This window comes from Bacteroides sp. Phil13, assembly GCF_001940965.1.
Lineage (GTDB): Bacteria > Bacteroidota > Bacteroidia > Bacteroidales > Bacteroidaceae > Bacteroides > Bacteroides intestinalis.
This window is the reverse complement of sequence record NZ_MSHA01000028.1, coordinates 41,853-64,637: the sequence shown is the minus strand read 5'-3', so window position 1 is coordinate 64,637 and position 22,785 is coordinate 41,853. Positions and strand designations below refer to the sequence as shown.

Genomic DNA, 22,785 nt, shown 5'->3' with positions numbered 1-22,785 from the left:
ATTAAACGAACGTTTTTTAAACACCCCCTTTTTCCCCACACCATCCACCTATATATCAACTACATACACCACATTCAAAAACTTCCAAAATCATTTTTCCTGTCAAACCTATCCATTTTCAAAAATAACATAGTAATTTTGTCATTTTTTTACATTTTATACGTATTTAAATATTTAACTAAAAAACAAGAAAAATGAAACAAGAAATGAAGGCTGAAAACCTTAAAAAAAAGAGTCGAAACAGGCACAGAAATTAACTTCAAAGAACAATGTATCAGAGATTAAGAGAAAACCTGGACGTCCTAAAAGTCAAACAGTAAAAGGCATCCTCCATAAAGATCGGGAAAAGGGGATGAGACTCTTACTCAAATTAAGAGAAGAAGGATGCTTTGGTAATAAAAACGAAGTATCTATAAAAGCATTGGCAGAATGGGCAGCAAAAGGTAAGTTCTTTCTATCCGCTCAAGATAATCACTTAGTTTCAAAAACAATAGAAGAGGAAATGGGAGAAATATTAAGAAGTGAATTTCCTCGTAAAATAAATAAAAGAGAGAAAACATCAAGATAATAATTACAAATTAATCGGACAATAATTAAATAGTTATATCCTATCTATAATTCGCTATATCTTTGCCCCGCTTTAGCAAAGATTAAGCCCCGCAAATGAGAAGATGCCGCTTTTTCAAAAAGTGACATCTTCTCTCTTTTTATGCCCGACATAAACACCTACTAAACAACTAAAAATTCAAGAATTTAAAATTAAAATGCAATGAAAAAGCAAAAAAGGAACGCTTCACTTCACGAAGCACTCAGAAAGAAATGGGCAATACGTATTATGCTTGAAAAAGAATATACGAAAAGCGCAGCACAATGGATGACGGACAGACTGGAAAACCTTATTGACTACATGCTCTATGGATATGCTCTCATAGCATATTACAAGCAAGACGGGACATTCAAGTTTGTAAAAGCAACCCTACTACCCTATGAAAGCCACTTTCATCAAAGATACGATATACAGCGTATCGAAGGACATGTTGTGTATTGGGACGTAGATATACAAGCATGGAGAAGCTTCCAACTGGAAAACTTCCTAGAATGGAGACCGGTAGTAAATTAAGAATTAAAAGTTTTAAATTAAAAGTTATGGCAATGACGTATGGAGGGATACAATATTATCCCATATCAGTGGTACTCTTTGATGAAGTACCCATGGAACTGACCGAGGCAAAGTTCGGTATGAAAGGAACGGCAGCAGTAATGAAGCTATTGAGCAAAATATATAAGGAAAGCGGATATTACCTGCTTTGGGGAAAGGAGCAATGTACTCTCTTCACTAATAAGGCCGGCAGGGAACTTACAGAAGATGAGATGCAGGGAATTGTAGATATCTTGGTAGAAAAAGCATTCTTTGATAAAGAGACTTATGAGAAATATGGAATATTGACATCCGTGGAGATTCAGAAAGTGTGGCTTGAAGCAACCAAACGTAGGAAAAGGGACTTAGCGTCCCTACCCTACATGTTGGTAAAAACAGAAGAAGAAACGAAGGAATATAAAAGCAGAAAAGGGGAAAAAGATACAGGCTGTATGCAAAATCCACAAAATAGTATGCAGCATGTAGACAATTCACCTGAAAATGCAGACAATTCCAGACAAAGTATAGGAGAGCATAGTATAGGAGAAGAAAGTAAAGGACTTCCCCCTCTAACTCCCCTTGGGGAGAACGGAGAAGGAACGACGGATATTTCCTTCTATGAAATCCCCGGATATGCATATAACAAGCAGACGCATAATTTAGAATGCTTACTACTCAGACTGGACCAACTGTGTATCATTGACCCGAAAGAGATCAAAAGCATACTAAAACTCTCGAACTATGGGAAATTAGGAGGGTATGTATGGAAAGTGATCAGCAATGCACGATGGAGCACAGTAGATTCAAAAGGAGCATATCTGATTTCATCCCTGAGAAAAGAGAGAAATAACCAGTAGAAAATACATACTGATTATCAAAGCATTACAAGAAGTTAACTTCCTGTTGACAGAAAGTTAACTTCTTGTTGACAAACTCTTAACTTCTTGCAAACAGGATATTCTAACGAAGGATAAATCTCAGCGTTCCGCCTTTTATCAGTTCTTCATGACTGATACGGTAACGGGATAATTTCTTCCCACCTAACTCCATCTCACGGATGTATAAGGATTCTGCTGAAGGACGTTTAGTTTCTATCACCAGCTTATCGCTTCCCCAAGTATCAGGGTCAAGGCGAATCACTACCTTATCGAATACAGGCGTAGTAAGGGTATAATACGGATCACCGGGACAGTCGGGGTAGAATCCTATCATGTTAAAGATGGCCCATGTAGACATGGTACCGGTGTCATCATTACCGGGGATACCGTCGGGAGCATTCTTAAAATATTTCTGCAAAAGCCGCTGGGTCTCCTTTTGCGTACGCCATTCTTCGCCCTTGAAATAAGAAAAGAGATGAGCATAAGCAATGTCGGGTTCATTGGCAGGATCATAGAGTCCATCGTCAAAGACACGCTGAAGTTTTTCAATGAAAGGTTTCTGTCCACCCATGAGACGGGCAAGTCCTTTCACATCGTGGGGAACATAGAAACTGTAATTCCAGGCACATCCTTCATGAAAACCGGGATTCGGTTCAAAATTTTCTCCCTGTCTTGGATTGAAGGGTGAATAGAACTGACCATCAGGCAAAATAGGACGGAAAGTACCAAATTCCTTACTATAGTAGTGCTTATATCCCAGTGAACGATTATAAAAAAAACGCGCATCCTCCTTCTTGCCCAAAGCTTCTGCCAGAAGCGAAAGAGAATAGTCTGCAATGTAATACTCCAATGCATGAGAGACCGAATTATCATACTGTTCACGCAAAGGAACATATCCCAATGACATATAATCATCATTATCCGGCCTCAGCAAATTCTCGGTACCAGGCAAGGTGGCAGATTTATACATAGCTTCATAAGCCAGATCGATATCAAAATCGCGTAGCCCTTTCAACCAGGTATCAACGATGACAGGAATAGACGGGTCACCCTCCATAGTTAACGTCTCACGCCCGTAAAGCTCCCACTTGGGTAGCCAACCATGTTCGCGATACATATCGAGCATGGAACGTACCATTTGTAACTGACGTTCGGGGTAAACCAACGTAAGGAGTTGGTGAACGTTACGGTACGTATCCCAAAGCGAGAAAACAGTGTAACGGTCTCCATTGGTAATCAGTATTTCATTACTCTCCATAGCAGGATATTGCCCGTTGACATCTTGCAAGATATTGGGATGTATCAATGTATGGTAAAGGGCAGTATAAAAGACTGTTTTCTGTTCTTCCGTCCCGCCTTCGACAAGGATACGCGAAAGGTCCTCATTCCAACGCATACGGGCATCTGCCAATACCTGACTGAAATTCTTTCCACTTTGTTCTGTATCCAGATTCAGGCGGGCATTTTCGATGCTGACAAAAGAAACTCCCATTTGCACTTCGATCTGTTCACCTTCCGTCGTGTTGAAAGTAAGAAAAGCACCGATATCATCTCCGGCAATTTCCTTACGATAACGGGTATAAAGTTTGTAGTGTCCGTTGTCGGGATCCCATTCAGCTTCAACTCCGGTCATGGGACGCTGTTTTTTCCAATAACCGCTGGATACCGGCTGCTTGTTGACACGCATTACAAAATAAATGGGAAATACCGCCTGGGGGTTATAGCAGAAAGTTCCCAATAATTTCATGCCTTCAAATTCGGTGTCACTCACCTGTTTCAAGAAAGCACCGGTTTCATTCGTCAGCCCTTCACCTAAATTCAGTAATACATGGCTTTGTCCGGCAGGAAATGTGAAACGTGAAACACCCGTGCGGGGAGTGGCAGACACCTCGGTCTTCACATTATAGCGAGTAAGGAAATTACTGTAATAGCCCGGAGAAGCCTGTTCATCCTTATAACGACTTCCGTACTCCTTGTAATCTACGGACAATTCACCCGTAGTAGGCATCAGCAATAAAGATCCCAGTTCGGGACACCCCACACCACTCAGATTGACATGCGAATATCCGGTAAAAAAACAATTGTGAAACTCGTAAGGAGTAGACCACCAACGGGCATCTTTATCATACTTGTTATCTTCCGATCCCATCACATTGAAAGGAACCACGGACATCATTCCATTGGGACAGACCGCTCCCGGATTAGTAGTTCCGAAATTAGTGGTACCGATAAAAGGATTGACATAGCTTATAGGTAAAGCCCCCTCTCCACCTCCGGCAAACGCCGGAAACAGACAAAAGGCAGAAAGTGTGTAAGCCAATAAAATACGTTTCATAGTCGACTGATTCTTTAAGGAATTAACTATACAATGCTGTTTTTCTTCGTAAATTCTATGATTTCCGAAATATAACCAAAGGCCATACCTACAACTGTATCGGCAGCACCATAATATACCGCCACTTTATCTCCATCCTGCAAAGAAGCACAAGGGAATACTACATTGGGCACATCTCCCTGCAATTCATAAGGAGCAGCAGGAGCAAGCAAGTACGGACGTGTGCGATACAATACCTTTGCCGGATTTTCTTTATCAAGAATAGCCGCTCCCATAGAATAGCGGAAACCGTTGCAAGTAGTAATAACTCCATGATAGAATATCAACCAGCCCTCTTCAGTAAGGAATGGTACAGAACCGGCACCTATCTTCGTACACTGCCATGCACTTTCAGGAAAGGGAGTAACTTTCATTACACAACGGTGTTCTCCCCAATATTTCATGTCCGGACTGTAACTGATGTAAATATCTCCAAACGGTGTATGACCGTTATCGCTCGGACGGCTCAACATAGCATACTTACCATCTATCTTCTGCGGAAAAAGTACCCCGTTACGGTTAAAAGGCAAAAAGGCATTTTCGCATTGGAAGAATTCTTTGAAGTCGAATGTATAGCCAATACCGATAGTAGGTCCGTGATAACCATTACACCAAGTTATCCAATAACGGTCTTCAATCCAGGTGACACGCGGATCGTATTTATACTCGGATTCTATCATCTCCGTATTCCCCGCTTTGAAACAGATAGGCTCATGGTTTATCTCCCAATTGATTCCATCTTTACTAAAGCCCGCAAAGATATTCATCTGTACTGCCTTATTATCACAACGGAAGACACCGGCAAATCCATCTCCGAACGGAACTACCGCACTGTTGAAAATACTGTTGGAAGTCGGAATGTGATAACGTCCGATAACCGGGTTTTTAGAGTAACGCCACATGACGTCTGTACAACCTTCCGGGCGTTCTTCCCAAGGCATATTCATCATCTGTTTCATAATTCTTCTATTTATTAGTTATATATTTCATTGATTCTTCTTTTCATCCGGATAGGTGAATGGTACAAAATAAGTGATCAGAAATGCCGGAATAGTAGCAAACATTGTGAAGATGAAGAATGCCTTATACCCCAACGCATCACTGACAAAACCACTGATAGATCCCGGAAGCATCACTCCCAGATTCATGATGCCCGAAGCAAAGGCATAATGGGCCATCTGATGTTTGCCGGGAGCCACTTGCTGCATCATAAACAGTGTCAGGCCTACGAATCCGAAACCATATCCGAAGTATTCAAGCACAATGGCACCTCCTATCAGCATACCATTCTCCGGCTGATAAATAGCCAGCAATGTATAAGCCAGAAATGGCAGGTTGAAAACACAACACAACGAAAACAATGTTCGGCTCAATCCTCTGTGAGAAATGTAATAACCTGCCAATAGGGATCCCAAGACAAAAGCAGCTGCCCCGTAAGTACCATAATACAGACCTATCTCCTGTTCTCCCAGTCCCAAGCCTCCAACAGAGCGTTCCGCCTTTAAAAACAACGGAACAATCTTCATGACGAAGCCCTCGGCCAGACGATAAAGAATGATAAATGCCACATAATACCAGATATGCTTCTTCTGGAAGAAAGCACGGATAACTTCCACCAACCGGTTCCAGGTTTCCCTGCCGGATGCTGTGCCTGTAGCTGCAGTTCCTCCCGAAGGCAACATACGCATATGATATACTCCCAGGAATACCATTACAGCCGCCAGAATCAACATGACCGTCATCCATGCTTGCACAGTCGCTTCATGGCGAACTGCTTCTTCCGCTCCCTGAACTCCTCCGAAGTATTTCAGCAACCAGCCTGCCAACCAAACCAGTCCGCCGGATGCAACAATTTTAGCAATATTATAGAAAGCACCTTGCCAACCGATATACTTGGCCTGATCCTGCTTATTCAGTTCCGACATATAAACACCATCTGTTGCAACATCATGTGTCGCCCCACTGAAAGCAATAACCGCCAACAAAGCAATACACACGGCAAAGAAAGCCGGAAGATGTAACGCCAATGCTACCAGGGCAAAACCTGCCCCGGTAATCAATTGCGTCAGTACCACAAAGAACTTCTTCGTCTTGAACATTTCCAAGAACGGACTCCAAAGGAATTTCAGTGTCCAAGGCAGCATTATCAGCGATGTCCACAGAGCAATCTGTGCATCACCAATCCCCAATCCCTTGAACATCAGCACAGACACCATATTCAGCACCACAAAAGGAAGCCCCATGGCAAAGTAGACGGTGGGTACCCAGGAAATCGGATTACGACTATTTTGATTCATACCTATTGACTAAATCATTTTTCTTCACTTCAGAGGGACATTCCCCATCGTCAGTTCCAACGTACCACCATCTACTATATCCTGATGCGTAAAAAAAGGCTTATCCAACTTCTTTCCATTCAGTACCATGCTCTGCACATATTTGTTCTCGCGACTGTTATTATGTGCTATGACAGTGAATGTCTTGCCATCTTTCAACTGAATGGTAGATTTTCCGAATAATGGGCGACCGATAGAATAAACCGGCTTACCCGGACATACCTGATAGAAACCCATAGAATTGAGAATGAACCACGCGGACATCTGTCCACAATCCTCATTGCCCGACAATCCGTCCGGATCATTGAAATAAAGGGTATGTAATACTTGATCCACCAGTTCTTGCGTTCGCCAGGGTTGATCCACATAGTTATACAGATGAGTAATATGATGGCTTGGTTCATTGCCATGTGCATATTGTCCTATCAAACCGGAGATATCAGCAGAAACCATATCACCCTCCAAAGCTGAATCGGCAATAAACAGAGAATCCAGTTTACCGATAAAGGCATCACGTCCTCCCATCAGTTCCACTAATCCATCTATATCATGAGGCACAAACCAAGTCCATTGCCAGGCTGTACCTTCGCAATAGTCGTCACTACGGTGATTGGATGAACGGGGATTGAAAGGAGTACGCCAGTTACCTTCACTGTCCAGTCCGCGCATAAAGCGGGTAGAGGCATCAAAATAAACTTGGTAGCCCTTAGCAAAGGCTGCATATTTTTCCTCATTCGGTTCATCTCCCATAGCTTCTGCCAGCACAGAAATACACCAGTCGTCATAGGCATATTCCAACGCCTTTGCTACCGATTCATTATCCTTGTCGCAAGGCACATAACCTATTTTATTCTTCCAGTATTTAGCTTGAGGCATCAGGTGAGGCAATACTAACGGCGGACATAATATACCGGTCGTATCATATTCCGCAGCGCGGATGCAAGCCTTGTATGCATCTTCCACATCGAAATTACGATAACCTTTTGTATAAGCATCAGCTATAATAGATGCAGCATGATAACCGATCATTGTTCCCGTATAGTTTCCGGCCAGTTCCCACATAGGATATACACCACCCTCATGCTGCTTCCGGATCAATGAACGGATAAAGGCTTCATTTAAATCAGGATCGATAATTGTCATCAACGGATGATATGCCCTGAATGTATCCCATAAAGAGAATACGGTATAGACAGGCTCTTCCACACTGCCCTGATGAGGTTTCAAATCCATACCCAGATAGCGTCCATCGGCATCTGTAAACAGATTAGGTTGCACACCGGTATGATAGAGTGCAGTATAAAACATCACTCGCTGATCCTTATCAGACGTTTCAATATCGATCTTGGCAAGATAATTATTCCATGATTCACGGGCAGCACTACGCACACCGTTAAAGTCCCATTCAGGTATTTCAGCTTCCACATTCTTTCGTGCCCCATCCATATCTACAGCAGAAACACCGACTTTCACAAGAACTTCCTCATTATTCTCTGTCTGGAACTGTAATAAAGCCTTAGCTGTCGGAAAAAGTGGACCACCTTCATCCAATGCCATAGAGTCGGTTACCAATGTATAGGTAAAAGGTTTGGAAAACTTCGCATAGAAATTGATATACTGGTCAAATGCCCAATATACTGTTTTCTTGCGTCCTCGTATCTCTGTATCACTGATTACCTCCAACTCCATCTCTTCATTCTTCTGACGCTGCAGGCTGTAATCCAGGTCCAGTATAAATCCGGCATCTTCCGCCTTCGGAAAAGTATAGCGGTGAATAGCTACACGTTTGGTAGCCGTCAATTCGGCTTTTACCTGATAACGATCCAAAAAGACTGAATAGTAACCCGGTTGTGCCACTTCATTGTCATGAGAGAAAGCAGAAGCGTATGCCATCTGTTGACTCTCTTCTCCCATTGCATGATAATCCTGTTTGCCTACGGTAGGCATCAGCAATACATCACCATAGTCTCCACAACCTGTGCCGCTAAGATGAGTATGCGAAAATCCATTCATAGTAGAATCTGCATAATAATATCCGGAACAGGCATCCCACTGATAAATGCGTGTGTCGGGACTGGGTTGTATCATTCCGTTCGGAACTACAGCCCCAGGGTAAGTATGTCCATGCCCTCCCGTACCGATAAACGGATTAACGTATGATGAATAATCCTGCGCTCCCGGGGTACAACTGTACATTCCGAATAACAGCACTCCACTCATCAACATAAAATTCAGTTTCATGTTTTTCTTCATATTCTTAATAGTATAACATATTCATAAATCAAAGTGGCATAAAGGTAATGGCTTGTCCCCCACCTCTTGCCATGTCCACGGACAGAATGTCTTCAGCAGTCACCTGCTTCTCTATAATCTCATAAGCCGTAGGATTCGTTATCCAGTCAGCCTCTTTACCATCAGCATAAATGACAGCCCTGTAAGTCTTGTCTGTTTCCAGAAAATCCAATTTGACTGTAACCTCACGTGCGTCTTCATTAGTAGCTGCACCCAGGAAATATTTGTCTCCTGCACGGCGCACTATAACTACATATTCTCCCGGCTCACCTGCCAGCGCTTCCGACCAGTCACAATCAGCATCAAAATCGCGAAAGAATTGAAAAGCAGGATGTCCTTCGTAATTTTCAATCATGTCGGCAGCCATTTGCAAAGGAGAATAAAGTATCACCCAGTTAGCGATCTGTTTCGCCAGCGTAGAATTGATCCGGCAATCCTTACTATCCTTCATATTCCACTTCTTGCGATAAGGAGACTTTTTGGCACGCTCATACAGTATGTCGAAGATTCCCGGAGTATAGTCCATTGGCCCTGACAACAGACGGGTAAATGGCAAAAGTACATGATGTTCGGGGGGATTTCCCTCGCTCCAGGCATTCCATTCCATGCCACGGGCACCCTCACGAGTCATCATATTGGGGTATGTACGGCGGATACCAGTGTCTTTGATCGGTTCGTGTACATCAAGAGTGGTATGATATTTTGCAGCAGTCTTTACCACTTTACGGTAATGGCGTACATTGTATTGTCCATGATGATTGTGCCCATTGGGAAGTCCGCCGGCATAACCGGTCTTCACACTATGAATACCCAAGTCAGCATACCATTTATAAGACTTATCCAGTTGTTTCTCATAATTGACTATGTTGCCACCCGTTTCATGATGTCCAATAATCTCAATTCCTTTTTCCTTAGCATAACGGACTATTTCCTTTATATCAAAGTCAGCATACGGACGCGTATAATCAAAGTCCTGAGAGCCTCCCCAATTTTCCCAACCGGCGTTCCAGCCTTCAAACATCACTCCTTCAATGTTGTTAGTTGCTGCAAAGTCAATATATCGTTTAGCATTCTCCGTTGTGGCACCGTGGCGGTCATTTATCACCCAGCTTTCTACCCCCAGATGCATTCCCCACCAGATACCTACATACTTCATTGGACGTATCCAATCCGTAGTTTCCAGTACACAAGGCTCATTCAGATTCAGTATAAGCCCGGAGTTAATTAGACCGACAGCTTTCGGAGCAATCTGTATGGTACGCCAAGGCGACTTGAAAACACTACCGTTTACCCGCACTTTAATGCCATCAGGCCAAGGAGCCAGTTCCGACTTGAAATTGCAACCACCTGTATTTTTCAATGTCATCTCGGGGAAGTCCGTCAATGCAGCTTCGTGAATGCTGGCATATACATTGCCTGCCTTAAATGTCATGGGAGTATTGGCATTGTCTATCCGGCTGACAGGCTGTGTACGATATAGCAATTCATAAGTATCATAATTGGCAGGTATGGACCATGAAGTACCATCCTGTGCTATATTGAACGCAGTCAGCTCATCCGTGATAAGAAGACTGTCTGCTCCGGCCACTTCATATTCGTAGCGGAATCCTACCCCGTCATCGAATACACGAAACCGTAAAATCAGTTTGGTAACAGCTGCATCAGACAAGTGAACAGCCATTTCATTGTAATGGTTGCGAATGGTTTTATTTTCTCCCCAAGGTTGCGTCCAGGTTTCATCCTGGGTAGTGAAATCAATATCTACAATGCGGAATTCTTTATGAAGATTAATCCCGTTCTCTGCTTCGAATCCCAAACAGGAAGAAGCTACAAAAGGAATACTGTCAACTTCAATTTGGTAGGTCATCCGGTTACTGTCATTCAGAGCAAACTGTAACCTGATACGACCATCAGGTGAAAAGACCTCTTTTTGCTTAGAAGAGCAACTACTTGCCAGACAAATAATTACAATAAAATAAATAAAATGTATTCTCATATTCGATTCATTATTTTGTTATCGGAAATATGTTTCACCAGAATTCATGTGTCCGAAGTTATCGGTCAGCAAGATAGTTAAGAGAATGTCTCAAAGATACATAAAATAGCATGATTATTTGAGACATTCTCTTTTAAAAAGCTAAAAGCTTACTTTTTAGTCAGATTATAATTAGCGCCAGGGTGATAATAAGCATCATAATATGCTTCCGGCAATTCTGCCGTACCATCTACTATACGGCACAGAGATATGCCATAACGTTGGCCTCTACCCGTCAAAGTCAGATTTCCAAGCGGATCGAATGCTCCCTTCGTAGCAGTCGTATTTGTATCGTATTTCCAAGTATTCTGGTTACCGTTCTTATAAGTTCCCCATCTCATTTCCCATGTTTCGGGATCCTCTGTATCACCTTCATGAATAACCTGAGGCATGGAAATAGTAAAGTTACCATTATTGGAATCAAATTCAGCTACCAAAGGATATTTATTGGTTATTTCAGGATATTCTCCCCAACCATAGATATAGTAAGTCTTACCATCCTCTTTAGTCTCAATACGAATATCAAATGTCTGATCTCCATTATAATCCCACCAGCCATTACCACCTTCGGGAGGTGTAAAGAAGAATAAAGAACTGGTAGAAGCTACTTGCCATTCACCCAGATAAGCCTCATAGTTAGACTTAACCCCTGTTGAAGCCGTGAAGTCCGTCCTTCCATAATACTTACCACTCCATTCTACCTCATCATTGAACAGAATCTTACTTACAGCCGTGAAATAATAATCATAAGAATACAATTGTGGTTTCGGGTTATAGAATACCTGCAAACCATATCCGGCATCTTTCAGGTCCTGAATCGTTTCTTCTTTAAAACTTGTCCAGCCACCTTTATATTCTTCATTAATCTTCAATGAATAAGGGCCATACTTTGATTTGGGAAGTCCGGTGAAATTAGATTCACGTCCTTTAACGTATCTCTGATAAGTTCCATAACACATATAATCTACCAATTCGCCAATAGACTTACCATCGACAGTTCCGCTTGGAGAATCCTCAAAATTACTTTTATATTCATAAATACCCAGCAATTTATCAGGCATCACCTTGCGACATTCGCTGATCAAGCGACAGTAATTCTCACGGGAACGTTGCTCGAAGCCCGGACTCGGATTCTCTTTGTAAACTGTATACTCGTCATCAAAATCAATGCCGTCCAAACCATAAATATCGACAAATGCTTTCAATTCTTTGGCAAAATCAGCCGCAGCAGCCTGCGATAAGTTACCCATACCGGCTTCATCATGATTACCCAAGATACTCATATTGACTTTGATACCTTTAGCCTGCAAAGGACGGATAAATTTATCCGCATTTTTCAACAGGAAAGATACCTGATCGTTACAATGAATATGCACACGACCGCTTTCACTATCCACATTGATATTGGCAGCAAAGATACTAACTACATCAAAGAACGGTTTTCCACTTTCCTTCATTACATATTCACCACAATTCAGGATATTTTCATCATTCACTTCCACAAAACAGAGGGTACGTACATCTCCCTTTTTAGAATCAGGCACAGCCGCCAATGGCTTCACCAGATAAATATAAGTCTGATTATTAGCTGAAACAGCCACTCCATCATTTGCAGTAGCTGAAACCGCTACTGCATAGGTTGAACCGATTGAACCTCCGGCATTAATAGTTAATTCTACTGCACCGGACTTTTTCTCTCCGGTTTTAACAGTCACCGTACCACCATTTGCCAAGCTCAATTTATCAGCAGGATACATAGCATAAGATGTACCATGAGCAGCATTATAAACTTCAAGCGCTGTTGCATCTACTTTAAAAGTAACCGTTATGTCTTTTTCAGCAGCTTTACTCAATTCAAAATAAAGATGTCCCGTACCGGATTTATCCCCGAAGAGAGAAATTGAAGTAAGTTCGCGTGCTCCGGCAGCTGATCTGACATAACCGTATACGCCGTCCACTGTATCCAGCTTTTCTGTATTAACGGCATTGATCGTAATGTCATCTTCACAACTTGTGAAAACAGTTCCTGCACAGGCAAAGGTAACTGCCAACAAGCCTAATTTTATGTGATTCATATATTTCATAATATACATCTATTTAAAATATAACTTAATTTATTTCGCAGGCAATTCTACTGCAGTCCAAGTAAGCGATTCCACCGCTGTAGCATGATTCTCATTCCCGCTATAATCGGCTATTGAAGTACCTACACCTTCATCAAATTTCCAATAGGCAACCAGTCCTTCCACCCCCGGTTCTACTTGGTAGAAATGATTCTTTGCATTAATCTCCTCCTGAGTTAAAACTTTATTCCAAATACGGCATTCGGACATTTCACCATCAAACCAACGATCACGGTTATAAGAGTGACCAATCCAGAAACCATTACCCTCATCTGTTTTGGTCTTTCCCAAATCCAATGCTCCCCAATTCGCAGTCGCTTCCAATTTATTCACGCCATTAAAATAGGCTATCACTTTTTGAGCATCAGCATCATAAGTCACAGCAATATGTGTCCATTCACCAGTAGCCACAGTCAGATCTTCTGAATTTATCTTCTTATCTCCAGGACCTACAATCTGCAAACAATTCTTCGCCGGCGCAGTATCTCCGAAACGGAGCAGGAAATATCCTTCAATACCCAAAACTGTACTGATAGCTTTATCGAGCTTGCTGGGATTCACTAATACTTCCACAGTCAGCTTCCGTAAACCATTTGCTTTTTCAGGTGTACCCCAATTTACATATACAAGATTCTTAGCAAGATCAGCTACTACATTGATAAGTGCAGCACCTTTAAATACGTAATACATGGTACGGGCACTTTGCAGAATACCTACGTTAGCCTGATCAATGGTTACAGGTAATACATAAACCTTTTCAGCATCCAGCTCTGTCAGATTACCAAATTTCAATGTGACTTTTTCTGAAAGAACAGATCCGGCAGGAATCACAGTCTGTGGAGTTTCCAATGTATAATGCTTACTCGGCAAAGCCTCAGCATTATCATAAAATGCAGCATTATAAGTATCAACCAACGCAGGTTCAGCTTTCAAGGAAATAGTTACATCTGCATTTTCCGGCTTAGCCATAGCAACCCTGAATTCACCTTTCGCAGAAGGAATCGTATTCTTCAGTAAAACATTACTAGTCTTCACCGAAGCATCTATATACACTTGGTTATCAAACGTTTCAGTATCATCACTACAAGCTGTTAAAGCTACAGACAGCAATGTGATCGATAATAAATATAAGTTTTTTAATTTCATAGCTTGATTTATTTTTTAGGAGCAGGGTTCATAATATTAATAGCCTCTTTCACATACTGGTATGTGTTAGTAGCATTGTAATAGTCATTCTGAACATTATAAATAGCCAATCCGGCACGGGTATAGCCATCAGATGGTTCCGTAGTCCAATAAGCTGCCTCCGTAAGCGCCCGGTCGGTACCGTAGAACCCGGTTTGCTTATCAGATGCATCCAGTGAAGCTGTGGAAACAGCAACTACGAAACGATCAGTCGGAACACCTGCAGCAGCCATGGCCAAACGGGCAAATACCGACAACTGTGCATCATCCGTTACATTATCCGTAGCCAGGATGATGTGCTTACAATTAGTCAAAATGGTCTGCTCAATCAAATTTTCCGGATATCCCTGAAATGTCAGCAACTTATCTGCATTAGCAGTTTTCCAGGTTGAAACAGCACTGAAAAAAATATCCTGATATTTCTTTGCCTCTGCTTTTTGTTCGGCAGACATATAAATAGGATTATTTCCTTTATATTCAGTAATCATACCATCGAAACTCCTTGCATAACCAATCTGTTTGTCCATTTCTGACTTCAGATAAGTATCGAAAGATCCGGTTTCCGTACCTTCCTTTACTTTTTCAGTATATTCTTTTTGAATCTTATCAAAACTGATAGTATATACCACCTTGGTACCCTTAGCATGTACAGTTTGCATATCAACTAATTCAAACGCAGCCAGTTCTGCTGGGTACATCATGGAAATTACGTCCAAACTGTCAGGAGCATCAGAGATATGCTGTCCACGACTGAACGGTGTTTTCTCGCTATTATCGAACCAGGCATATACAACCTTATGGTCCGAATTCTTATAGGCTACCAAATTTTGCAGATATTTGGCATACGCAGCCGGATCTTGTTCCTCTATTCCGGGAGTATTGATATTCACATTCTCTACTTCCGTCCAGTCGTCACATGCGCTGAAACAGGTTATGGCAGCGAAGCAGGAAGCTACGATGAATATATTTTTCATTTTATTTTTCATAATTCTTTTCTTTATTAGATGTTAGGGTTGCAGTCCCACCATACTTTGGAAGACATTCTATCGTTCGCAGGTTTCAAATCTTGCAGAGCATTCTGCACATTCGTACCATTGTCCTTGTACTCATCCTGCGGATAAGGCAAGCGGCGTGGAAAAGTACCTTCGGGAACTTCCGCCTTGTTTTTATTAACGGCAGCAGTCATCAGACGCGGGTAACCCGTACGACGGAATTCAGCCCATGCTTCGTTACCCAACGGGAATATGGCGATCCATTTCTGGGTAATTATACGTTCCAGATTTGTTTCAAAGACGGCGCTATTATCATACTTAATCGTAATAGTCGGCTGAGAACCGTTATAACTATAAGTACCCAGAGGATCTTTATACAGATCGGGCAAACTACTACCATCTTCCAGATAAGCATCCGCACCGGAAGCCCCCCATTGACTGAATGATAACTCTACGCCTTTCTTATAAAAACTTTCTGCAGTTCCACCCATGTTCCAACCACGCAATGCACCTTCGGCACGCAGGAAGGCAACTTCAGCAGCAGTCATCCAAACAAGTTTCGTATTGGCTTCAACATTCATGTTAGAATACTTATGAGCTGTTTCACTCGGAAGCGGTTCAGTTCCCAAACGAATACCATGATAACCGTTCTTCACTCCATCGGCTGTTGTAAAGGTAGATTCTACAAAATATTTTTCACGACGAGGATCTTTGTAGCCATTCATATAGGCAGTAATATCTGCCGCAATACGAGAGTCACCACCATTATATTCATACATAATAACTCTGAATGGATTAGTAGTAGCCTGAATGGTTGCATTATCATCATTTGATGTAAACACACCTCCTCTTTCTGAGTCAACGGCTTCCACCGCTTTAGCTTGCGCCGTAGTAGAATCTACATATACCATACGCATAGCCATACGCAATTTCAAAGAATTCGCTAGTTTTATCCAGTTTTCCACTTTACCACTATAAACCTTATCAGCTTTGGATGAAAAAGTCTCCGTACGATGTGGTAATAATGCAGTCACTGCCTCATCCAGTTCATTCAACATAGTCTCATAAACTTTCTTCTGAGTATCCAGCGGAGCAGTCAGGTCACCATTGGCTCCCAACTGGGAATAAGGAATAGGACCGTATCCATCTGTAACACGCAAGATAGCCGCTACCTTTACAACTTTTCCTACTGACAAATAAACGGGATCTTCTGTTGCAGCTTCCAACTGTGCATAGTTAGCATACACATTAGGAATAACATCTTTATATAATTTACCTACCCAGTCCTGAGATTGGTTGTAGTTGGAGAAACGGTTCGTGAAACCGGAATTGGATTCCGCCAGATAGCCACCGTAAGGTCCACCCAGAAGGGCCTCCAGAAACTGATTAAGAAGTACATCCGTAGGGATGACATATCCCTGCATACCTGTCAATGCCGAACGAGTCAAGTAGGCATCACGGTCCATCTGGTCTTTGGTTGCTTCATACGGATTGGTATTATAATCCATATAATCACCTGTGCAAGATGCCAACATGCCAGCTAACATTCCACCGCATAAAGCGAATTTTATAATTGATTTTCTCATTGTTTTTTCTTTCTTTAATCTGTTAGAACTTAAATCTTACATTGAATCCTAAGCTACGCGCACTCGGCGTCATAAAGTTGTCAATACCCTGATAGTAGTTACCGGTAGAAGCTACTGCTTCCGGATCGAACGGAGCTTTACAATAAAGCATCAGCAAGTTACGGCCTACCAGAGATACGGTCACGTCAGCCACATTCCAAAGTTTATCTCTCGGTATAGTATAACCAACACTAGCCTCCTGGAGACGCAGGTTAGTAGCACTGTAAGTGTAATATTGTGGAATACCAGACTGAGAACCGATAGTAGTATACCATTTCTGTGCATTTACCAAATCCGTTCCATTCACATAAACACCACCTTGATTACGCGCTATTTCTGTTGACTCAGAAACACCATACATATCCATAGCAGCCTGTGTAGCAGAGTAAACGATACCACCGATACGTGCAGAGAGCATGAAACCAAAATTCAGGTTCTTCCAGCTGAAATCATTTCTCCACGACATATTGCATTTTGCAAATACGCTACCCAATTTAATATCTTCTGCATTATAGTTAGCAGTCACACTACCATTCTGATCTACCAGAATATTGCCGTTACTATCACGTTGCAGGTCGGCAGTAGAATAGAGATCACCCAGAGAGCCACCTTTCTTCAGAATGAAACGAGCCTGTCCCATACCACCTACATCCAGGCGTTCTTTGGTGATGACAGTTCCGGTTTCAGGATGCACATAGTTTTCCAGCAGTTCAAGAATCTCATTCTTATTGGTACTGAACACGTAATTGCTGGACCATTTAAATTTACCCCATTCATTAGAGTAGCCTAATCCTAATTCAACACCCTTATTTCGTACGCTACCCGTCTGCACATACAATGTTGAGTAACCGGAAGATACGGAAATCTTAGGGTCAAACGTCTGATTATAAGTTTTAGTAGTATACAGAGCCAAATCCAGATTAAAATGATTCAGGAAACGGGCAGTAAGACCTACTTCCCATGAATCCGTTCTTTCCGGTTTCAGATTATACATCGGATAGTTACGTTTGGATTGCCAAACCTTATTGGAGTTATCCCATGAATAAGTAGGGTTGGCCAGGAAACGCGGGAAAGGAAGACCCACAGATGCAAATGAGCCGCGTACCTTCAGGAAAGAAATCTGTTGTGGTAATTTCAGTAACTCGGACAAAATAACAGAACCGCCGACTGAAGGATAAAGGAATGCACTCTGAGTAGAATTAGGACCAGCCAATTGTGAAGGCCAGTCAGAACGTCCGGTCAAAGTCAGGTAATAAGTACTCTTATATCCTAATTCAAGACTAGCAAAAACAGACTGAGTCTGATCATGAAAACCTGACTGCGTACGTTTTGTCTTACTGTCATCCAACTGGAATACATTGAAAACGTTAGGAATACCGTCTTCACTGATAGGACCACGATTTTGCAGTACATCTTGTTGCATATCCGATAAAGAAGCACCGATATTAGCTTGGAAAGTAAGATTTTCACCAAAGTTTTTATTGATGTTCAACATGATATCAGCATAAGTTTGCTTGTCATTCGTATTAGAAATACCATACAAACCGTTGTTAGAGCCTTCGGCCAATGTAGTATTACTTGTAGCATAAAGCTTTTCCGTATAAGTACTTGCAGAGTTATCCACACGCACACGGCCCGATACACTCAACCAATCTAAAATCTTATAGCTCAAGCTACCGCTCAGCATATAACGGTCCTTATTATTCTCACGCAGGTTACGATAAGCAATCCAGTACGGATTTTGTCCTGTAAAAGTATCGATACCCTGTGGCCAATATTGTGTATAGATGTTACGGGAAGTATCCCAGCGTTCGTACATCTTAATCTCATTCCAGTCGTCACCACGAGGGAACAAATAAGCTGTAACCAACGGATTGGAGTAAGTACCCTGATTCACCATGTTCTGGTCTTTCTGCTTGATATAAGAAGCACTTACATCCAGTGTCATCTTATCATTCAGGAAAGAAGTAGTGTTGCGGAAAGTAAAGTTATAACGGTCATAATCGTTATTCGGAACCATACCGACAGAATTCACAGCACTCGCAGAGAAGTAGGTCTGATTCTTTTCCGTACCTGTAGATAAAGAAACGGTTTCGGTAGCTACTACACCTGTTCTCAGGAAGTCATTGATCGGATCATATCCCATGTAATTGGAAGGGTTCAATTTATTACCCCAGCTTTTTTCTACAGAACCTGCACTGGACAGAAGATCGCCTGTACCATAGGAATTCTGAAAATTAGGAGTAACAAACGGACGGAGAAATTCAGTATTCTGTGATACAGTCAAACTCAGACGTCCTTCCTTACCTTTCTTAGTCGTAATAACAATAGCACCATTGGCAGCGTGACTACCATACAAAGCGGCAGCGGCAGCACCCGTCAGTACAGACATAGATTCGATGTCTTCCGGATTTATATCTGCAATCGCTTCTGAAGAACCTTTAGAGTCAAATTCCTGACCACCTTCACCTGAAAGATTGAACATAGGTACACCATCGATCACATAAAGAGCGTTGCTGGACTGATCAATCCCTTTCGTACCACGCATCACTACTTTACTGGCACCACCTACACCGGAGGAGCTGGCATTAATGGTAACACCCGCCACTTTACCAGACAAAGAGTTTACAAGGTTAGCATCTTTCACTCTGGTCAGTTCATCACTCTTGATTTCCTGAACATTGTAACTCAATGCTTTAGTGGCACGTTTAATACCCAAGGCCGTTACAACAACCTCTTCTACCAGTTGAGAATCGCTCTCCATCATCAGGTTGATAACACTCTGTTCCTTTGCTGCAATCTCCTGTGTTTTATAACCGACATAAGAGAATTGAATTACAGGATTTGCTTCTGTTGTGGTCAGCGTAAAATTACCGTCAAAATCGGTGATACAACCTACACTGGTACCTTTCACCAATACATTGACACCGATCAGAGGTCCCATATCGTCCGATACCTGACCAGTTATCGTACGTTCTTTTCCTTGTTGGGTACCTTCTTGTCCTGATTGAGACTTCTCTGAAAGATAAACGATGTTATCTTCTACTTTAAAAGAAATATTTTTCCCTTTAAGAATAGCAGTCAAGGCATCTTCGATAGATGCATTCTTCACATCGACTTTTTCCACTGTCGTGGCAGCAAGTTTGTCGTCATAAAAAAATTGATACTTGGATTGAGTTTTGATTTGTTCGATGACTGTACCTAATGTCGTGCGAGACATGTTCAAATTCAGTTGGGCAAAAGTCCACTGGACTGATACAGTCATGAAGAACAAGACTAATAAAGCCCGTAGAAATTTCGAACTTTGAAAAGCATGATTGTTGTCCATAAACAAAGTTTAAAGGTTACACATTGGTTAATTTTAATCTGTCAGGAGACCCTTTCTCCCGACTTTCATATATAAAACAACAGTCGGTAAAATTACACTTACTACAAAATGATATTTTTTTTCATTAAAACAAAAAAGGGAATAGTTTTAATTCCTATTCCCTTCTTTCTTACATTATTAACTTCAGCACTTACTTCTTTTTTATTTCATTAGAGAAAGAATATGGATAATCTTCCGGATGTATTCCTCTCTGCAAGTTGGGCTTATTACCCATATCAAATTTCAGGACACCACCCTTCAACAGGTCTTCATGTTTCACATAATTCTTCGTATATTCATTTCCATCCAGACGAAGCGATTCAATATACATATTTTCAGAACTATTGTTTGCTGCATCAATGACCAATGAACGACCATTCTCCAGATGAAGTGTAGCTTTCTTGAACAAAGGAGCACCGAGAACATATTCATCGGTTCCCGGACAAACCGGATAGAAACCTAATGCTGAGAACACATACCAAGCAGAAGTCTGTCCGTTGTCTTCATCTCCACAATACCCATCAGGACCGGGGGTATACATACGGTTCATCACCTGACGCAACCAATATTGAGCTTTCCAAGGCTGTCCGGCATAATTATACATGTAAATCATGTGCTGTATAGGCTGGTTACCATGCGCATAGTTACCCATGTTCATCACTGTCATTTCACGTATTTCATGGATCACCTGTCCATAATAGCTGTCATCGAAGATGGGAGGAACAATAAACACAGAATCCAGCATTTCGACAAATACTTTTTCACCACCCATCAAATCAATCAAACCTTGCGGATCGTGGAAAACAGACCAGGAATAATGCCAACTGTTTCCTTCTGTAAAGGCATCTCCCCATTTCAAAGGTGAGAAAGGTGCCTGAAACTGACCATCTTTATTACGTCCACGCATCAACAGGCTTTCCTTATCGAACACGTTCTTATAGTTCAGGGCACGATTGGCAAAAAGTTTCTGCTCTTTCTTCGGGCGATCCAGCGCTTTCGCCATCTGATAGATACACCAGTCATCATAAGCATATTCCAGAGTACGGGCAGCATTCTCATTGATCTTTACGTCATAAGGAACATAACCTAATTCATTATAATATTCATGACCGAGACGTCCGGTAGAAGAAACTTCCGGATGTACATTCTTTGTGCCATGGATAAGTCCTTCATACAAGGTAGCCACATCATCCACTTTAACCCCTTTCAGGTAGGCATCAGCCAGTACAGAGGCAGAGTTGTTACCAATCATACAACCACGATGTCCCGGGCTAGCCCATTCAGGGAAGAAACCGCTTTCTTTATATGTATTGACGAGACCTTCCTGGATTTGTTTGTTTACCGAAGGATACATCAGGTTGAGGAAAGGGAACAAGCAACGGAAAGTATCCCAGAAGCCGGTATCCGTATACATATATCCAGGTAATACCTGACCATTGTAAGGACTATAATGAACAGGATTGCCTGCCTCATCAAATTCATAAAAAGCACGGGGGAAAAGTACCGAACGATACAGACAAGAATAAAAAGTACGATACTGATCAAGATTACCACCATCCACTTCTATTTTACCTAATACCTCGTTCCAAGCATCTTGCCCTTTCTGAACCAAAGTATCAAAACTATCGTTTCCAAGCTCTTTCAGGTTTCCATCTGCCTGCTCAAAACCGATAAAGGAAGAGGCTACACGAGCATGCACAATTTCTCCTTTACGGGTTTTAAAACCAATAATTGCACCTGCATGTCCAGCCTTCTGCTCTTTTTGATTCTCTGTCAAAACGCCATCGGCAACAGAAGCTTGATAAGTGAAAGGCTTGTCGAACTCAATGACAAAGTAGTTCTTGAAGTTATCGGGCACTCCACCACTGTTACGGGTTGTATATCCGATAATCTTATTTTGTTCAGGAATAATTTTAATATAAGATCCTTTGTCGAAAGCATCCACTACAATATATGAATGTTCATTCTCCGGAAAAGTAAAACGGAATAAAACAGCACGTTCAGTAGGAGTAAATTCTGTCACGACATCGTGCTCAGCAAGATACACCTTATAATAATGAGGCAATGCAACTTCTCCTTTATGAGAGAACCAGCTGGCACGCTTATCTTCATTAAATTCGGGTTTACCTACTATCGGCATGATAGAAAACTGACCGTAGTCATTAATCCAGGGACTGGGTTGGTGGGTCTGTTTAAAACCACGGATTTTATGGGCGGTATATACGTACTGCCAACCATCTCCCATTTTTCCTGTTTGAGGAGTCCAGAAATTCATACCCCATGGACGTGCGATAGCAGGGTATGTATTACCTGTAGATAGTTCGAAACTGGATAACGTACCCATCAGCGGGTTAACGTATTGTGTTAAATCTTTAGCCTGCGCCCAGAGAGCACAGCCCAAAAAGCACATTGATAAAAGCAGCCTTCTCATACTATTATA

14 protein-coding genes are annotated in these 22,785 nt (G+C 41.8%); 3 read left to right on the top strand and 11 right to left on the bottom strand.

Annotated features, from left to right (window positions below; all coding sequences use genetic code 11):
• The first annotated feature begins 352 nt into the window (after nucleotides 1–352).
• The 3 genes from BWI44_RS04535 (at nucleotide 353) to BWI44_RS04525 (ending at nucleotide 1,995) form a co-directional block, all read left to right on the top strand.
• Nucleotides 353–568: a hypothetical protein gene (locus tag BWI44_RS04535; protein ID WP_117691710.1), complete on the top strand. Its 216-nt coding sequence runs from the start codon at nucleotides 353–355 to the stop codon at nucleotides 566–568.
• A gap of 201 nt (nucleotides 569–769) precedes the next feature.
• Entirely contained in the window at nucleotides 770–1,120 is a 351-nt protein-coding gene (locus tag BWI44_RS04530) for an SH3 beta-barrel fold-containing protein (protein ID WP_044534520.1), read from the top strand.
• 26 nt (nucleotides 1,121–1,146) lie between these two features.
• Nucleotides 1,147–1,995, top strand: coding sequence for a DUF4373 domain-containing protein (locus BWI44_RS04525; RefSeq protein ID WP_115502703.1), 849 nt, complete (start codon nucleotides 1,147–1,149; stop codon nucleotides 1,993–1,995).
• Between the two features lie 103 nt (nucleotides 1,996–2,098).
• Here BWI44_RS04525 and BWI44_RS04520 read toward each other — a convergent pair whose 3' ends face one another.
• From BWI44_RS04520 to BWI44_RS04470, 11 genes are all read right to left on the bottom strand, one after another.
• Nucleotides 2,099–4,351 (bottom strand): GH92 family glycosyl hydrolase, encoded by a 2,253-nt coding sequence (locus BWI44_RS04520; protein ID WP_286812054.1) that lies wholly within the window; start codon nucleotides 4,349–4,351, stop codon nucleotides 2,099–2,101.
• Nucleotides 4,352–4,377: 26 nt separating this feature from the next.
• Nucleotides 4,378–5,349: a glycoside hydrolase family 130 protein gene (locus BWI44_RS04515; protein WP_118215941.1), complete on the bottom strand. Its 972-nt coding sequence runs from the start codon at nucleotides 5,347–5,349 to the stop codon at nucleotides 4,378–4,380.
• 27 nt (nucleotides 5,350–5,376) lie between these two features.
• Nucleotides 5,377–6,687: an MFS transporter gene (locus BWI44_RS04510; protein WP_118215940.1), complete on the bottom strand. Its 1,311-nt coding sequence runs from the start codon at nucleotides 6,685–6,687 to the stop codon at nucleotides 5,377–5,379.
• Between the two features lie 24 nt (nucleotides 6,688–6,711).
• On the bottom strand, nucleotides 6,712–8,979 hold the full coding sequence (locus BWI44_RS04505) for a GH92 family glycosyl hydrolase (protein ID WP_286812053.1): 2,268 nt from the start codon (nucleotides 8,977–8,979) through the stop codon (nucleotides 6,712–6,714).
• Nucleotides 8,980–9,007: 28 nt separating this feature from the next.
• Nucleotides 9,008–11,014, bottom strand: a complete 2,007-nt coding sequence (locus tag BWI44_RS04500) for a glycoside hydrolase family 97 protein (RefSeq protein WP_286812052.1) — start codon at nucleotides 11,012–11,014, stop codon at nucleotides 9,008–9,010.
• A gap of 149 nt (nucleotides 11,015–11,163) precedes the next feature.
• Complete coding sequence (locus BWI44_RS04495; protein ID WP_230372545.1) at nucleotides 11,164–13,137, bottom strand: BT_3987 domain-containing protein; 1,974 nt, start codon at nucleotides 13,135–13,137, stop codon at nucleotides 11,164–11,166.
• A 30-nt stretch (nucleotides 13,138–13,167) separates the two neighbouring features.
• Complete coding sequence (locus BWI44_RS04490; RefSeq protein ID WP_286812051.1) at nucleotides 13,168–14,322, bottom strand: DUF1735 and LamG domain-containing protein; 1,155 nt, start codon at nucleotides 14,320–14,322, stop codon at nucleotides 13,168–13,170.
• A gap of 8 nt (nucleotides 14,323–14,330) precedes the next feature.
• Nucleotides 14,331–15,347, bottom strand: coding sequence for a glycoside hydrolase family 18 (locus BWI44_RS04485; protein WP_118296408.1), 1,017 nt, complete (start codon nucleotides 15,345–15,347; stop codon nucleotides 14,331–14,333).
• A gap of 14 nt (nucleotides 15,348–15,361) precedes the next feature.
• Nucleotides 15,362–16,939, bottom strand: coding sequence for a RagB/SusD family nutrient uptake outer membrane protein (locus tag BWI44_RS04480; RefSeq protein WP_007666457.1), 1,578 nt, complete (start codon nucleotides 16,937–16,939; stop codon nucleotides 15,362–15,364).
• 22 nt (nucleotides 16,940–16,961) lie between these two features.
• On the bottom strand, nucleotides 16,962–20,306 hold the full coding sequence (locus tag BWI44_RS04475) for a TonB-dependent receptor (protein WP_286812050.1): 3,345 nt from the start codon (nucleotides 20,304–20,306) through the stop codon (nucleotides 16,962–16,964).
• Between the two features lie 190 nt (nucleotides 20,307–20,496).
• On the bottom strand, nucleotides 20,497–22,776 hold the full coding sequence (locus tag BWI44_RS04470; RefSeq protein WP_138291537.1) for a GH92 family glycosyl hydrolase: 2,280 nt from the start codon (nucleotides 22,774–22,776) through the stop codon (nucleotides 20,497–20,499).
• Nucleotides 22,777–22,785: the final 9 nt, after the last annotated feature.

Bases quoted from the DNA above. Each gene is read 5' to 3' on its own strand.
- BWI44_RS04485 (WP_118296408.1), bottom strand. From the start codon at position 15,347: ATGAAAAATAAAATGAAAAATATATTCATCGTAGCTTCCTGCTTCGCT.
- BWI44_RS04535 (WP_117691710.1), top strand. From the start codon at position 353: ATGAGACTCTTACTCAAATTAAGAGAAGAAGGATGCTTTGGTAATAAA.
- BWI44_RS04500 (WP_286812052.1), bottom strand. From the start codon at position 11,014: ATGAGAATACATTTTATTTATTTTATTGTAATTATTTGTCTGGCAAGT.
- BWI44_RS04525 (WP_115502703.1), top strand. From the start codon at position 1,147: ATGGCAATGACGTATGGAGGGATACAATATTATCCCATATCAGTGGTA.
- BWI44_RS04475 (WP_286812050.1), bottom strand. From the start codon at position 20,306: ATGGACAACAATCATGCTTTTCAAAGTTCGAAATTTCTACGGGCTTTA.
- BWI44_RS04495 (WP_230372545.1), bottom strand. From the start codon at position 13,137: ATGAAATATATGAATCACATAAAATTAGGCTTGTTGGCAGTTACCTTT.
- BWI44_RS04480 (WP_007666457.1), bottom strand. From the start codon at position 16,939: ATGAGAAAATCAATTATAAAATTCGCTTTATGCGGTGGAATGTTAGCT.
- BWI44_RS04470 (WP_138291537.1), bottom strand. From the start codon at position 22,776: ATGAGAAGGCTGCTTTTATCAATGTGCTTTTTGGGCTGTGCTCTCTGG.
- BWI44_RS04505 (WP_286812053.1), bottom strand. From the start codon at position 8,979: ATGAAGAAAAACATGAAACTGAATTTTATGTTGATGAGTGGAGTGCTG.
- BWI44_RS04530 (WP_044534520.1), top strand. From the start codon at position 770: ATGAAAAAGCAAAAAAGGAACGCTTCACTTCACGAAGCACTCAGAAAG.
- BWI44_RS04515 (WP_118215941.1), bottom strand. From the start codon at position 5,349: ATGAAACAGATGATGAATATGCCTTGGGAAGAACGCCCGGAAGGTTGT.
- BWI44_RS04510 (WP_118215940.1), bottom strand. From the start codon at position 6,687: ATGAATCAAAATAGTCGTAATCCGATTTCCTGGGTACCCACCGTCTAC.
- BWI44_RS04490 (WP_286812051.1), bottom strand. From the start codon at position 14,322: ATGAAATTAAAAAACTTATATTTATTATCGATCACATTGCTGTCTGTA.
- BWI44_RS04520 (WP_286812054.1), bottom strand. From the start codon at position 4,351: ATGAAACGTATTTTATTGGCTTACACACTTTCTGCCTTTTGTCTGTTT.